Origin of the sequence: Hymenobacter fodinae, from assembly GCF_004745825.1 — a bacterium.
Taxonomy (GTDB): domain Bacteria; phylum Bacteroidota; class Bacteroidia; order Cytophagales; family Hymenobacteraceae; genus Hymenobacter; species Hymenobacter fodinae.
Map to the genome: position 1 here is coordinate 451,133 of NZ_SRLA01000005.1, position 14,828 is coordinate 465,960.

At 57.9% G+C, this 14,828-nt stretch carries 12 protein-coding genes; 7 read left to right on the forward strand and 5 right to left on the reverse strand.

Features of this window, described 5'->3' with window-relative positions; translation table 11 throughout:
* The first annotated feature begins 164 nt into the window (after positions 1-164).
* From EU556_RS22270 to EU556_RS22285, 4 genes are all read left to right on the forward strand, one after another.
* The gene (locus EU556_RS22270; protein WP_135436394.1) at positions 165-986 is read left to right on the forward strand and encodes an ATP-binding cassette domain-containing protein; all 822 of its coding nucleotides are present in this window, start codon (positions 165-167) and stop codon (positions 984-986) included.
* A 110-nt stretch (positions 987-1,096) separates the two neighbouring features.
* A complete protein-coding gene (locus EU556_RS22275; protein ID WP_135436396.1) occupies positions 1,097-1,801 on the forward strand; it encodes a hypothetical protein in 705 nt (234 codons plus the stop codon).
* Positions 1,802-1,908: 107 nt separating this feature from the next.
* Positions 1,909-3,276 carry a sigma-54-dependent transcriptional regulator gene (locus tag EU556_RS22280; RefSeq protein ID WP_135436398.1) on the forward strand — a complete coding sequence of 456 codons (1,368 nt, stop codon included), beginning with the start codon at positions 1,909-1,911 and terminating at the stop codon, positions 3,274-3,276.
* Between the two features lie 255 nt (positions 3,277-3,531).
* The gene (locus EU556_RS22285; protein WP_135436400.1) at positions 3,532-5,301 is read left to right on the forward strand and encodes a sensor histidine kinase; all 1,770 of its coding nucleotides are present in this window, start codon (positions 3,532-3,534) and stop codon (positions 5,299-5,301) included.
* Positions 5,302-5,342: 41 nt separating this feature from the next.
* Here EU556_RS22285 and EU556_RS22290 read toward each other — a convergent pair whose 3' ends face one another.
* Entirely contained in the window at positions 5,343-6,767 is a 1,425-nt protein-coding gene (locus EU556_RS22290) for a TIGR00341 family protein (RefSeq protein WP_167855683.1), read from the reverse strand.
* Positions 6,768-7,130: 363 nt separating this feature from the next.
* On the opposite strand from EU556_RS22290, the gene EU556_RS22295 reads away from it, so the two are divergent.
* Both EU556_RS22295 and leuS read left to right on the forward strand, forming a co-directional pair.
* On the forward strand, positions 7,131-8,300 hold the full coding sequence (locus EU556_RS22295; protein WP_135436404.1) for a metallophosphoesterase: 1,170 nt from the start codon (positions 7,131-7,133) through the stop codon (positions 8,298-8,300).
* Between the two features lie 93 nt (positions 8,301-8,393).
* Positions 8,394-11,171: a leucine--tRNA ligase gene (gene leuS, locus EU556_RS22300; protein WP_135436407.1), complete on the forward strand. Its 2,778-nt coding sequence runs from the start codon at positions 8,394-8,396 to the stop codon at positions 11,169-11,171.
* Between the two features lie 81 nt (positions 11,172-11,252).
* Here the strand turns inward: leuS and EU556_RS22305 are convergent, their stop codons facing one another.
* The 3 genes from EU556_RS22305 to EU556_RS22310 form a co-directional block, all read right to left on the reverse strand.
* On the reverse strand, positions 11,253-11,615 hold the full coding sequence (locus tag EU556_RS22305; protein ID WP_135436409.1) for an MmcQ/YjbR family DNA-binding protein: 363 nt from the start codon (positions 11,613-11,615) through the stop codon (positions 11,253-11,255).
* Positions 11,616-11,723: 108 nt separating this feature from the next.
* Positions 11,724-11,900: a DUF6728 family protein gene (locus EU556_RS26190; RefSeq protein WP_167855684.1), complete on the reverse strand. Its 177-nt coding sequence runs from the start codon at positions 11,898-11,900 to the stop codon at positions 11,724-11,726.
* Positions 11,901-12,045: 145 nt separating this feature from the next.
* Positions 12,046-13,857 (reverse strand): AMP-dependent synthetase/ligase, encoded by a 1,812-nt coding sequence (locus EU556_RS22310; RefSeq protein ID WP_245327832.1) that lies wholly within the window; start codon positions 13,855-13,857, stop codon positions 12,046-12,048.
* A gap of 166 nt (positions 13,858-14,023) precedes the next feature.
* Here EU556_RS22310 and EU556_RS22315 point away from each other — a divergent pair, with 166 nt between their 5' ends.
* The gene (locus EU556_RS22315; RefSeq protein ID WP_135436411.1) at positions 14,024-14,485 is read left to right on the forward strand and encodes a nuclear transport factor 2 family protein; all 462 of its coding nucleotides are present in this window, start codon (positions 14,024-14,026) and stop codon (positions 14,483-14,485) included.
* 10 nt (positions 14,486-14,495) lie between these two features.
* On the opposite strand, the gene EU556_RS22320 is transcribed toward EU556_RS22315, so the two are convergent.
* Positions 14,496-14,816: a DUF6984 family protein gene (locus tag EU556_RS22320; protein WP_135436414.1), complete on the reverse strand. Its 321-nt coding sequence runs from the start codon at positions 14,814-14,816 to the stop codon at positions 14,496-14,498.
* Positions 14,817-14,828: the final 12 nt, after the last annotated feature.

Sequence of the window (14,828 nt, forward strand, 5' to 3'; positions counted from 1 at the left end):
ATGCTGAGCTTGCCGAAGCATCTCTACCGCTTCCTTGCTGATGTTCTAGGCCAGTAGGTAGCCAGAGGTAGAGATGCTTCGATCACTGGCTTGATGCGCCACATGCTCAGCATGACAGCCAGAGTGCAAACCCACTATTTCACCAACTCACAACTTCACCGCTCATGACTCCCTATTTCTATAAAGCCCCGGTACTCACACTGGAAGGCATTTCCATGACGTTTAACGGTGAAGTCATCCTCCGCGACATCAACGCCCAGGTGCTGGATGTGTGCCGGCCTGACATGCAACAGGGGCAGGTAGTAGGCTTCTATGGCCGCTCGGGCATGGGCAAATCGGTGCTGTGCCGGATTCTGGCGGGCTTGGTGTCCCCCACCACCGGTAGGGTGTTGGTGGGCGAGCAGCAGGAGCCCGTTACGCCCGGTGCGGTGGGTTTCGTGCAACAGCGCTACCCTCTATTCAACCACCGCACCCTCCACGACAATTTACTTGTGGCGGCTAGTCGTAAATACGCGCCCGAAGAAGCGACCCAGCAGGTTGACGCTTACCTGGAGCGCTTTCAGCTCTCGAAGCACCGCAAAAAATACCCCGCTCACCTCTCCGGTGGTCAGCGCCAGCGGGCCGCCATTGCCCAGCAGCTGCTCTGCTCCGACCACCTCATCCTGCTCGATGAGCCCTTCTCCGGCCTCGACGTGGCCATGATTGACGAAGTGAAAAAGATTATCCTCGAAGTCACGACCATGGATGAACTCAACACCGTCGTCATCGTCTCCCACGACATTGCCACTACTACCGCCCTCTGCGACCGACTTTGGCTCCTGGGCTACGAGCGTGACGCTAACGGCCAGCTCATCCCCGGCGCCACCATCACCCAACAGCACCAATACAACCTCGCCGAAATGGGTCTGGCCTGGCACGAAAACGTGGAAGCCGAGCCGGAATTCGCTCGTTTTGTAGAGCACATCAAGGATGAAATTAGACAGTAACGCGCAACAGCACGCGCTGCTTCCTATGTCAGCGTGATGTGTTGTTTTAGTTAGGAGTAGCTAAACGACTTCCTTCTACCTTCGCTCTTATTATTTCCAGCTATCAACTTATGTCTTTGCGAATTTTAATGTGTCGCTGGCTCGTAGTAGTAACTTTTTTACTGCTAGGAATACCGGGCGTTTCTTTCTACCTCCCAGCAGCGTTCAGCCAAACAGCGCATCAAATAGAAACTCAAACTATTCAACAGGGACTAGCTCATCGTCAGCCTGGAGAAGCTGATACTACTTTTCTAAAACGCGTCTTACCCGTTTCCTTTCCCGCTCTCGGCGACGACTTAGTTGCATATGCGTGGCGGCCAAGTGTATTTGGTAAACAATTATTTTTCTCGGTGCCGGGTGGCGCAGACAATGAATATGGATGTGATCTATTCGTATTAGACCCATTCAAAGCCAATACTTATGCGGTACAGATTATTCCGCTAATGTCGTCTATGCCTGATAGAAATTATTTGACTTCTCTATTTTTTGCAGATGTCGATCAGAATGGGCAAAAGGAGCTGCTGGCATTGCTGGAATGCAGCTACATTAACACACATATCGAGGTAGATGGCCAACGGCTTTACGGGCGTGAGAGTCACTATAGAACGGTCGTTTTTAATTATGTGGGGCAGAACAGCAGTGGATATCCTCAATACAAAGAAGATCTAACTCCTCGTCCTTATCTAGACGAGCTAGCTACGGCGGCTGAGGTCCGAGAGAATTTACCCAGACGCACAGCACCTCAGCGCAAACCAGCCGCTAAAGCACGTAAGTAGCCAAGCAGCACAGTGTATCAGCATGGTTCCTCTCTGAATTTTCATGACTGGGGCTGTATTTTCTTCTGTACCACTCAAGCCAATACCTTCCTAATCTTTAATGCACTATGCCTTCTGGAACACTCCTACTCATTGATGACGAACCGCGCTTGCGCCAGCTGTTGGCGCGGGTGCTGGAGCTGGAGGGCTACACCATTTTGCAGGCGCCCGATGCCCGGCGTGGCCTCGAGCTACTGGAGCAGCACGCCGATGAGGTGTTGGTGGTAATATCCGATGTGAAGCTGCCCGACGCCAACGGCGTGGAACTACTGCCCCGCCTCAAGGCCAAAGCCCCCGACTGTGAAATCATTCTGCTCACGGCCTTCGGCACCATTCCGGATGGGGTGAAGGCCATGAAGCAGGGCGCCTTCGATTACCTGACCAAGGGCGACTTTGAGCAGCAACTAGTGGTAGTGGTAGACCGGGCCGCGGAGAAAGCACGGCTGCGGCGGCGCGTGACGGAGCTGGAGCGCCGCGTAGGCCAGCGCCACAGCTTCGGTTCAATGATTGGTTCCTCCCCGGCACTGCGTCGGGCCCAGAGCCTGGGTGAGCAAGTGGCGGCTACTGATAGCACGGTGCTGCTGGAGGGGCCTACGGGCTCGGGCAAGGAGCTATTTGCCCAGGCCATCCATGAGGCCTCGCCGCGGCGGCTGAAGTCGTTTGTGGCGGTGAACTGCAGCGCCTTTCCGCGCGAGTTGCTGGAGTCGGAGTTGTTTGGGTATAAGAAAGGGGCCTTTACAGGGGCCCTGACTGATAAGCGCGGTCTGCTGGAAGAAGCGAACGGTGGCACGCTGTTTCTGGATGAGATTGGAGAGCTAGAGTTGAACGTGCAGGCTAAATTTCTGCGGGTGCTGGAATTGCAGCAATTCACCAAGCTCGGCGACACCAAGCCCACCAACGTGAACGTGCGCCTCGTAGCTGCCACCAACCGCAACCTGCGCCAGGAGGCCGAGCAGGGCCGCTTCCGCCCCGATCTGTACTACCGCCTCTCGGTCTTTACCATTGATGTGCCGCCCCTCAAAGCGCGCCCAACCGATGTACCCGCGCTGGCCGAGCACTTCCTGCAGTACTTCGCGGCCAAGCTCAGTAAGCGCCTCCCGGGTCTCGATGCGGAATGCCTGCGCCTGCTGCAGCAATACGAGTGGCCCGGCAATGTGCGGGAGCTGAAAAATGTGCTGGAACGCGCCGCCATTCTGGCCCCCGCCAACCAGCCCCTCACCGCCGCCTACCTACCCGACGAGTTCCATGCCCTGCTGGCTCCAACCAGCTCCGGCGCCCTCAACCCCGACGACTGCACCCTACGGGCCGTAGAAGCCCGCCACATTCAGCAGCAGCTTCACAAAGCCCAGGGCAACAAAACCGAAGCCGCCCGCCAGCTCGGCATCGGTCTCACTACCCTTTACCGCAAGCTGCAGGAGTATGGCCTACAGGCCTAAACCCCCTGTTTTAAACGTCATGTCTGATCTTACCCTAGTGAGCCAGCATCTCTACCTCTGGCTTACTGGCCTAGCGACGATTCAACAATGCGGTAGAGGTGCTTTGGCTGCTTGGATGCCAGATCAAGCATGACGTGTCAGCATACCCCTCTTTGCTGCTTCACACTCCTAGGCCACTCGCGCTAGCATGCTAGGCGCCCCGTCCTGGCTTCCTTTCTACTCCGTGGTTTTGCCTTCGACGGCACTCCCCCCACCATGACCTTAAAAAATAAAATCCGCGTCAGTCTGATTGCCATGCTGCTGTTGCTGTTAGGCCTGGGGAGCTACGCTTTCCTGACCATTCAGCGACTGGAAAGCAATGCCCGCTTGTTACAGCAAGCCAACCTCGCCTCGGTGGAGTACGGCGTGGCCATGCTGAATGCGGTGGAAAGGCTGGAAGATGCCCCCACGGCCCCAGCGCTGTTAGCTGACTTCCGCCGGGCCCTCACCCGGGAAACTGCCAATATCACGGAGCCCGGCGAACTGACCGCCGTCGATGAGCTCACCCAGCACCTCACCGATTATCAGCGCCTCGTCGATGAGCAGGCTCCACGCCCTGCGCTAGGCCAGGTGCGGCGCTTGTTGCGCACCGACACCCAGCACATCATCCGTTTAAATACGCGCTCTTTCACTGCCAAAACTCAGCGGGCAGCTACTTACGCTCGCCACGCCCGGCGTACTGTTCTCAATTTCATTGGGCTGAGCGCATTGGTGGCCCTGGCACTGGTTATCCGTTTGCCCAAGGAGGTGTTACGGCCACTCCGCCGGCTGCGGGCCGACGTGGAAGATGTAGCCGGCCCGAGCCCAGCCACCCAGGTTCCCGTCACTAAACACGACGAAGTAGGCGCCGTAGCCCTGGCCCTGAACCGGGCTTTCGGATACATGCAAGACCAGCGCAGCGCAACCCGCGTGGCACTGGCTACCGAGCGCAGCCGCTTGGAGAGCCTTGTGGAGCACCTGGATGAGGGCTTGCTGCTGCTGGATGAAACGCAGTGCGTGCTGCTGGCTAACCCCACGGCCCGGGCCTTGCTGGGCCGCTCGGCCGCCGAGTTGGTAGGCCACCAGGCAGAGGACTTAAGCCGAGAATCGGAGTTGCTGCGGGAGCTGTTCCGGCCCCTGCTGGAAGGGCAGTCGGGAGATGCTACGAGCCAGCCGCCGGTGCTTACCTTTCAGCAGAACGGAGAGGATGTGTACTATCGTCTCTCGCTCAACCACATCGTATCCTTTAACTCCGAGGCTGGTCACACCGAGTTTGCGGGACACATTCTTTCCCTGCGCAACGTGTCCGACTTCAAGAAGCTCGACCAAGTGAAGTCGAATTTCTTGGCTACGGTATCACACGAGCTGAAAACGCCGCTGGCCAGCATCAACCTCAGTCTTATGCTGTTGCAAAACGAGCGCACCGACCCTGAGGAGCGCCTGCGCATCGCCGATGGCATTCGGGATGAAACCCAGCGCCTGCTGGGCATGGTAGGCCAGTTGATTGACGTGTCGAGGCTGGACGCGGGCGCCGGCATCCGGCTTGATGTGCAGCACGTGACATTGGCCCAGGTTGTGGAATATGCCACCGATACCGTGCAGGCTCAGCTGCAGGACAAGGAGCTACGGCTGGAAACCGATTTGCCGGCGGGCCTACCTGCCGCCCGCGCCGACCTGGAAAAAACCACTTGGGTGCTCATCAATCTGCTGGCTAACGCCATCCGATACTCGCCCCGCGGCTCGGCCGTGACGGTGCGGGCCACCCAACACCAGGAGCAGTTGCAGGTGAGCGTGCAGGACTATGGCCCCGGCATCTCCACCGAGTATCACGAGCGGATTTTTCAGCGGTTTGCCGAAGTTCCTAACCCTGCTGGGCACAAGGGCGGCTCGGGCCTCGGCCTGAGCATCTCCCGCGAGTTTATCTCGGTGCAGGGCGGCCGACTGTGGGTAGAAAGTGAGCCTGGCGCGGGCAGCCGCTTCCTGTTTACCCTACCAGTAGCAGGGTAAGCGGCAAGCTTAGCGTGCACCTGACTTATGAACCGGTAGCTTTATTTCTTTGCTCCGGCAGCTTTCTCCGTTACGCGGGGCGTTATGGGAGTAAGCTTTCGGATTGCAGGAGGCGGCAACACTAGCAACTCCACCTGGTTATGGTTGGTACGGGCTTGCAGCCACTGCACCAGCCGCTCCCGTTCAGGGATAGGCAATAGAGTGCTTGCTTCGACGCTTACTACCAACATCGTATCAGCGGGCAAAGAATCGCGCGGCACGGCCGGCCGCGCCAGCTGCGCCAGCCCCAACCGCCGCACAACCGGGTGCTCCACCTGCACTTCGCGGAGCAATGCATTGGGCGTGGGCAGCGCATTTTTGGCAGTGGCTACCAGCTGCTGCAAATGAGCCATTTCAGCCTCCGACCGCAGTTGAGACTGGTTTTGCCGCGCCCGCACATCTTCCAGCAAGTTTTGCCGCAGGGCCTGGGCATCTAGCGAGTCGTAGGCCTGGAGCCCCTGGCGAATGGTGAGCTTGGTGGGTACCAGCCGGTACTTAGCCAGCTGCCGGGTGGCTGCACGCAGCCGTGCCGAATCTATGGTGGGGCCTACCAGTAACACATTTATAGACCGGCTGCGGGCGTTGATCTGGCGCGTTACCACGTAGGTGCCGGGGAAGTCGAGCTGTTCTTTCACGAAGTCTTCGGCGGCGTGCTCGTACACGGAGCGCTGCACGATGCGGTAGCCCAGCCACACACTGGGGGCCGCCACCACAATAGCAGCTACCAGCATCAGGCGGCGCACGCGCGTGGCTTGCTCTTCATTCTGGAACCGGTGCGGCGGCAGGCGCAGGAAGCGCATTACCAGAAACGAAGCCAGCGTGATAAACACGCAGTTAATGGAGAACAAATAAAATGCCCCCAGCGCGTACTGCCAATGCCCGGAGGCTAAGCCGTAGCCGGTGGTGCACAAAGGGGGCATCAGGGCGGTGGCAATGGCCACGCCCGGAATAACGTTGCTCTTTTCGCGGCGCGTGAGGCCTACGGCTCCGGCCAAGCCGCCAAACAAGGCAATGAGCACGTCCCAGATGGTGGGCTCGGTGCGGGCCAGCAGCTCCGACTGCGCGCCTTCCAGCGGCGTCAGCAGGAAGTAAACTGTGGAGGTTATCAGGCTAATGATGATGGCTAGGCCTAGGTTCTTCACCGCCCGCCGAAATAGGTCGGGGTTGTTGGTGGCAGTGCTGTAGCCCAGCGTCACGAGCGGCCCCATCAACGGCGAAATCAGCATAGCCCCGATAATGACGGCCGTAGAATTAACGTTAAGTCCCACCGAGGCAATGAGAATGGCGAAGATCAGCACCCACAAATTGGTGCCCCGGAAGGAAGTGCTTGACTCTACACTTTCCTCAATGACGGCCGGGTCGGCGGTATCTTCGAGCAAATCGAAGCGGTTGCGCAGGAAGTGGAGCAGAAAGTTGAGGTAACGCAAAGGCAGTGCGGCTAAGGTGGAGCTTACGTCTTACGGTGGAGCTAGGCCAGTGTTAGCCTGTGTCGCTAACCCAGTAGGCTCACGCCAACTTGCTCCGTGCACATACCTGTTTATTACTACGACACCTTCGCCGCCGCTAACTGGCCTAGCACCCAACCCAACGGCCGGAGCCGAAGAACCGCAAACCGTCTTCAGTACAGCACGCCACCTGCGACACACTACGTTGCTCTCTACTCCCAGGTAACCTTTTACTTCTTCCGCAGATAGCAGCTGAGACTTTCCTGCGTCTTTCTTGCCTCTGATGGAATATGTCTTATCCTTGCTCTTCTTACTAGCCTATCCATCTACGCATTACCTAATTTAATGAAGCGGACTATTCTGGCGCTGCTGGCTGCTTATGTACTATATGTTGCGGCCGGAATAGCCGCAATCCAATTTGGGGCACTAGAGAGGTTCTACTTCTTCCCTTATTTTTCCATCAAGCACAAGCAGGATCACTCAGGCTTTTCAACCGATGGCCCCATTGTGATGAACCGCAACAGGTACCGCGTTAGCAGACAGATTGTTGCTACGGCTAGTGGCCTACAGGTTATGACCGATACGCTGCCTACCGGGCAGCCAGTCAGCTTTACATGCCACCTCGGCGACAGCGTTTCCTTCCAGGTTCCGCTTCGCCAGAACCCGCCTTCCGTACAACCCGACACCTATCCGGCGCCAGAAAAGATGCTGGTGGTGTCTGATATCGAGGGCAATTTTGAAGGATTCCGGCTGCTGCTTACCAGCGCCGGTGTAATGAACGAGCACTATGCCTGGCAGTTTGGGTCAGGGCATTTGGTGCTGGTGGGTGACTTTTTCGACCGGGGCCTAAACGTGACGGAATGCTTATGGCTGATTTACAAGTTAGAGCAGGAAGCAGAGCAGGCCGGTGGCAAAGTGCATTTCATCCTGGGCAACCACGAGGTGATGAACCTAACGGGCAAACTCAGGTACCTGCGCCGCAAATACCGCGTCAACGCCGATTCGCTAGGCCTGCCCTATGAGCAATGGTACGCCGCCGATACCGAGCTAGGCCAGTGGCTGCGCACTAAAAACGTACTGGAAAAGATTGGTCCCACCCTCTTCTTACACGGCGGCCTCAGCCCCGAGGTAGCGGCCCGCCACTTGTCTATTACCGCTATTAACAATGTGGCCCGACAAGGACTGAGCCGGCCACTCAACGTAATTCCGCCAAAAGGCTCACTAGAAGAGTTACTTACCTATAGCCAGCAAAGCCCCGATTGGTACCGGGGGCTTGTACAGGAAAAGGTCTCGGCGAGTGAGGTTAGGAGCATCTTAAAGCAATACCAGGCCGCCCGAATGGTGGTAGGCCACACCCCAGTGGAGAAAATTACACCACTGTATACCAACCAGGTGTTGGCCATTGACTTGCCACACCAAGAAAATACGGCCAGAGGGTACATGCAGGGCGTTTGGGTAGAAGCCGACACGTTCTATAGCCTAGACAACCGAGGCCAGAAAGTGAAGCTGTGGTAAGCGCTGCGGCGAGTTGCTGGACCCAAAACCCGGAATATTAGCCATTCCCGGCAATTGCCCGTATTTTCGCCGGCTACAACGAAGCAGTATATCATGCCCGGCTACCATCCCCAGGATATCGAGAAGAAGTGGCAAGCCCACTGGAAAGAGCACAATACCTTCAAGGCCGAGAACAACTCGGACAAGCCTAAGTACTACGTGCTGGACATGTTCCCGTACCCCAGCGGCGCGGGCTTGCACGTAGGCCACCCCCTCGGCTACATCGCCTCCGACATCGTAACGCGCTATAAGCGCCTGCAGGGCTTTAACGTGCTGCACCCCATGGGTTTTGACTCGTTTGGCCTCCCCGCCGAGCAGTACGCCATCCAGACGGGCCAGCACCCCGAGAAAACCACCCGCGAAAACATTGCCCGCTACATCGAACAGCTTAGCTCCCTGGGCTTTAGCTACGATTGGAGCCGCGAAGTGCGCACCTCCGACCCCAGCTACTACAAGTGGACGCAGTGGATCTTCCTGAAGCTGTTCAATAGCTGGTATAACCTCGACACCGACCGCGCCGAGCCCCTGAAAACTCTGCTCGACAAGTTTGCCGAGAACGGCAGCCAGGGCGTGCGCGCCGCCGGCGACGAGGAGGAGCGCCACGATTTTACGGCCGGCCAGTGGCAGATGATGAGCGAGAAGCAGCGCCTGCAAGCCGTGCACCCCTACCGACTGGCCTACCAGTCAGACACCTACGTGAACTGGTGCGCTGGCCTAGGCACGGTGCTCTCCAACGATGAGGTAAAAGACGGCCTCTCTGAGCGCGGAGGGTTCCCCGTGGAACGTCGGTTGATGCCGCAGTGGAACCTGCGCATTACCGCCTACGCCGACCGTTTGCTTCAGGGCCTCGACACCATCGACTGGCCTGAGGCAGTGAAGGAAATGCAGCGCAACTGGATTGGCAAGTCCATCGGGGCCGAAGTTACCTTCTCGGTGCAGGGCCACGAAAGCGCTCAAATTAAGGTGTACACTACCCGCGTGGATACCATTTATGGCGCCACATTCCTGGTGCTGGCGCCTGAGCATGAGCTGGTAGCCGAGCTGACTACGCCCGAGCAGCAGGAAGCCATTCAGGAATACATCGACGCCACCAAGCGCCGCTCGGAGCGCGACCGGATGGCCGACACCAAAACGGTTTCGGGGGCTTTTACTGGCGCTTACGCCCTCAACCCCTTCACCAACGAGCCCATCCAGATCTGGATTGCCGATTACGTGCTGGCGGGTTATGGCACCGGCGCCGTGATGGCCGTACCTTCTGGTGACCAGCGCGACTACGTGTTTGCCAAGCACTTCAACCTGCCCATCGTGCAGGTGGTAGATCAGCAGCAGATTGAGGAGCAGGCCGACCCCACCAAGGAAGGCACCTACCTGCACGGCCTCATCCAAGGCATGGGCTACAAGGAGGCTACCCAAACCCTGATTCAGCAGCTTGAAGAGCGCGGCATCGGCAAGGGTAAAGTTAACTTCCGTATCCGCGACGCCATCTTCGGCCGCCAGCGCTACTGGGGTGAACCCATTCCGATTTACTACAAGGATGGAGTGGCCTACGGTGTGGCCGAAGCCGACCTGCCCCTAGTGCTCCCAGAAATCGACGAGTACAAGCCCACCGAAACCGGCGAGCCACCCCTGGGTCGCGCTAAGGACTGGAAGTACAAAGGCCAGTACGAGTTCGAGCTGAGCACCATGCCCGGCTGGGCGGGCTCCTCGTGGTACTATTTGCGCTACATGGACCCGCAGAACAACGAGCGTTTTGTAGGCCAGGAAGCCGAGCAGTACTGGCAGAATGTGGATCTATATCTTGGTGGTGCAGAGCATGCTACGGGTCACTTACTCTACTCCCGCTTCTGGCACTTGTTCCTCAAAGATCTAGGCCTGGTAACCGCGCATGAGCCCTTCCAAAAGCTCATCAACCAGGGCATGATCTTGGGCCGTTCGAACTTCGTGTATCGCATTAACGGCACCAATACGTTTGTGACGGCAGGCAAGAAAGACCAGCACGAAACGACTGCTTTGCATGTCGATGTAAGCATCGTAAATAACGATATACTCGACACAGAAGCCTTCAAAAAGTGGCGCCCTGATTACGCTACTGCTGAATTTATTCTTGAAGACAACGGCACTTACGTAAGCGGCTGGGAAGTCGAGAAGATGTCGAAAGCTAAGTTCAATGTTGTGAATCCGGATGTACTGGTAAATCAGTACGGGGCCGATGCACTGCGCTTGTACGAGATGTTCCTGGGGCCGCTGGAGCAGTTTAAGCCCTGGAACACCAACGGCATGAGCGGTGTGGCCGGCTTCCTTAAGAAGCTCTGGCGCCTCTACCACCCCCAAGACGGCGACTTCGCCGTAACCGACGAGGCACCCAAGCCCGCCGAGCTGAAGGCCCTGCATAAGGCCATCCGGAAGGTGGAAGAAGACATTGAGAAGTTCTCGTTCAACACGACCGTCAGCGCCCTGATGATTACGGTGAACGAGCTAACGACCCTCAACACGCACAACCGAGCCATTCTAGAGCCGCTGGTGGTACTGGTGTCGCCCTACGCTCCGCACTTGGCAGAGGAGTTGTGGCAGAAGCTAGGCCACCCGGCCGGCTCTATCAGCTCGGCCACCTACCCCGAGTTTAAGGAGGAGTACTTGGTAGAAGACACCGTGAACTACCCGGTAGCCATCAACGGCAAAGTGCGCGAGCAGCTGCAGTTCCCGGCCACCGCCACCGCCGCCGAAATTGAGGCTGCTGTGCGCGCTACGGATATTCTGGCCCGCTTCGCCGAAGGCAAAGAAGCTAAGAAGGTTATTGTTGTGCCCGGCCGCATGGTGAACGTGGTGGTATAGTCCTCTAGGCCAGTAGGTCAGCAACAAGGCCCGCCGGATTCGTTCGGCGGGCCTTGTTGTTTATTTACGCTAACTACCTAGCTACTCCTGCTCAGCGGCTGCCAACTCTTCGCGCTGCTTTTTCGGCAGCGACGCCCGTACCAGGTCGTAAGAATGATCTATCAGCTCTTGCAGCTGCCTGACGGGAGCCCCGGTGCCCATGAGCACCGTGTTCCAGTGCTTCTTGTTCATGTGCCAGCCGGGCAGCACGTACTCGTGCTGCTCGCGCAGCTCCACGGCGCGCTCTGGGTCGCACTTCAGGTTGATGCTCCCGAACGTTTCAATGTCGGTGAGGGCAAATACTTTGCCGCCTACCTTGAACACCAGGGTATCGGGGCCGAAAGGCGTTTCTTCGGTCACGCCCGCTTTCAGCAGGCAGTAGTCGCGGAAATCTTCAATGTTCATAGAGCCAAAAGCGCCCACCCGAGGTTGTAGGCCAGGTGGGCGCGGTATATGCACCGGCGTTGGGTCGCCGCTACTATAGAAAACACTGTTGAATGGTAGACCCGCCGCTTAGCGAATGAACCACCGGTAGAGCAACACAATGAACGCCACCAGGAACATGCTCATGGAGAGCTTGTTGATGAAGTGCATGGTGCGCAGGTTGAAGTTAGTTTTGCGGTTTGGGTCGTTCTTGCGGAAGAAATACCCGAAAACCGGACCGAAATCAAAAAGGCCTTTCGTGCGCATGGCGTGAGTCGTATGGTATGCTAAGATAACACCCGGGTGGGCAGAAAGATTTAGTTGAAATCAAAAATATAGCACTACTTCAGACCAGCTAAAGCCGTGCATCAGGTGGCAAAAACGTAGCCTCTAGGCCCGTTGCCGCCAGCCCCTAGCGGAACAGCGACTCAATACGCTGCTGGTTGTTCTGGCTGATGACCTTGCGCTTCACCTTCATGGTCGGCGTCAGCTCCCCCGACTCCACGCTCCAGAGCACGGGCAGCAAGGCTACTTTTTTGATTTGCTCCCACTGGGCAAAGGCGGCGTTAGTTTGCTGCACTAGCTGCTCGTAGAGTTGCTGCACCTGGGCGTGGGCCGCCAGGGCCGCATCGGAGAGGTCGGTGGGCAGGTTGTGGCTCTTGGCCCAGGCGCGAAGCTCGGCGAAGGCCGGCACCAGCAGGGCCGCCGCAAACTTCTCCCCCTCGCCCACTATCATCACCTGCTCCACCAGCGGCGACTCCGCCAACTTCGACTCCAGGGGCTGCGGGGCCACGTACTTGCCGTTCGAGGTTTTGAACATCTCCTTCTTGCGGTCCGTGATTTTCAGGAATTTAGCCTCCACAAACTGCCCAATGTCGCCGGTGTGGAGCCAGCCATCCTGGTCAATTACCTCGGCCGTGAGGTCGGGGCGATTATAGTAGCCCTGCATCACGGAGGGCGAGCGGGTCAGGATTTCGCCGTCGGGGGCAATTTTCACTTCTACGCCGGGTATCACCGGGCCCACCGCGCCAATGAGGTTGCCGCTGGCCTCAGGCTGACTGGCCGCAATTACAGGGGAGGTTTCCGTCATGCCGTAGCCCTCCATCACCCGAATGCCCGCCGCCCAGAATACCCGCGCCAGCCGGGGCTGCAGGGCCCCGCCACCGCTCACAATGTAGCGCACCTGCCCACCCAGGGCTTCGCGCCACTTGCTGAACACGAGCTTGTTGGCCAGGGCCAGCTGCGCGTTATAGAGCACACCCTGGTCTTGCTGGGTGTCGTAGCGCAGGCCTAGGTCGAGGGCCCAGAAAAACAGCCGTTTCTTCAGGCCCGTCAGCTTCTGGCCCTGAGCCACAATTTTGTCGTAGATCTTCTCCAACAGGCGGGGCACGGTGGTAAACACCTGGGGCTGCACCTCGCGCAGGTTATCGGCAATGCGCTCCACACCCTCGGCGTACCATATGCTGAAACCCAGCAGCAGGTAGAGGTAGGTGGCGGTGCGCTCAAAAATATGGCTTAGGGGCAGGAAGCTCAGCGCCTTCTGGCCGGCGGGCAGAGGCAGGTAGCCCGTCAGGTTCTCGCAGTTGTAGAGAATGTTGCGGTGGCTGAGCATCACGCCCTTGGGGCGGCCCGTGGTGCCCGAGGTATAGATCAGGGTCAGCAGATCATCGGGCTGCACGGCGGCCTTCAGGGCCTCTAGGCCACTAGCATCCTCCCCCGACTGGCCTAGGGCAAGCAGTTCGCCAAAGTGGCGGGCGTCGGGCAGCTTGTCGAAGGTAAAAATGACCTCAGGGCCTTGGTCGAGGCCGGCAACCGCCTCCTGCACACGGTTTAGCAGCTTTTGGTTTTCTACCAACACCACCCGCACCCCGGCATCCTGAAAAATGTGGCGGTAGTCTTCCACCGTAATAGTCGGGTACATGGGCACGCTCACGGCCCCCAACTGGGCAATGCCGAAGTCGGCAATTACCCACTCGGGCCGGTTGGCTGAGATGATGGCCACTTTGTCGCCGCGTTCAATGCCTAAGCTTCGCAGGCCCAGGCTTACCTGATTGCTGAATTCCTGCACCTGCTGCACACTGAGCGGTTGCCAAGCGCCCTCCTTTTTTTCCACCAGGCAGTCGGCCAAGGGGTTGAGCGTAGCAAGGTGGGTTAGCAGGTCGAAGGTGCGGTGAATTTCCATGGGTGGGTAACAAAAGGCGGCGGCAATCAGATCAGTTGCCATCGCAAAAATAGCTCCCTAGCCCGCAAAAAGGGGGTTACGCCATAATTTTACCAAGCGCTAGGCGCTTTCTACTAAGGCAAGGCTGAAGTATAGCGTGCAACATCTGGTGGTAGTACGTTACCTTCCCATTATTCCCTTCTCTGTTTCTCCCATCCCACCCCATCACATGAAGAAACTATTCCTCTCTTGCTCTCTGCTGACCGCTACCAGTGCAGCTTACGCCCAAACCGCTCCCGCCACGGAAACGCAAGCCGTCAAGAAAACTATTCAGTTGTTTTTTGAGGGCATGCGCAAAGGCGACAGCACCCTGGTCCGGACCACGCTGGCGCCGGGGGCGGTCTTTCATACCATCAGCACCCGCAACGGCCTAACCACCCTGCGGCCCGAAAGCCCTTCAGCCTTTGTGAAGTCGGTGGGCACTCCGCACAAGGAGGTGTACGATGAGCGCATTACCTTTGACAAGGTGCTGATTGACGCCAATTTGGCCAGTGTATGGACGCCGTATGAGTTTTACCTGGGCTCTACCTTCAGCCACTGCGGCTACAACTCTTTCCAGCTTGTAAAACTGACCGACGGCTGGAAGATTGCCCACATCATTGATACCCGCCGCAAAGAAAAGTGTAAGTAGGCACCGAGCGTCAGAAGGCCGGGATACGCTGCAAGGGCGAGTTATCGGTTTTCCAGCTATCCAGCTCAAACAGCTCGCCCTCCGTATCGGTGTACAACGAGGCCAGCACCGGCACCCCATCAGCATCGAGGTACCACTGGCTAGCAAGCAGGTGGCCTAGCCGACGGTTAAGCCTTGGGCTTACAAATTGCAGGCTGCCCATGCCGTTATCGGCCAGCTCCTGGACCCGCGCCGTGGGCAGCCCGCTCAGTACATGCTCCGCGGCTGGCTTGTCTCGCAGCATGTATAGCAGCAGCCCAAGTTCAGGCAGGGTAAGCAGTCGAGAAACCATATGTAGCAGGTG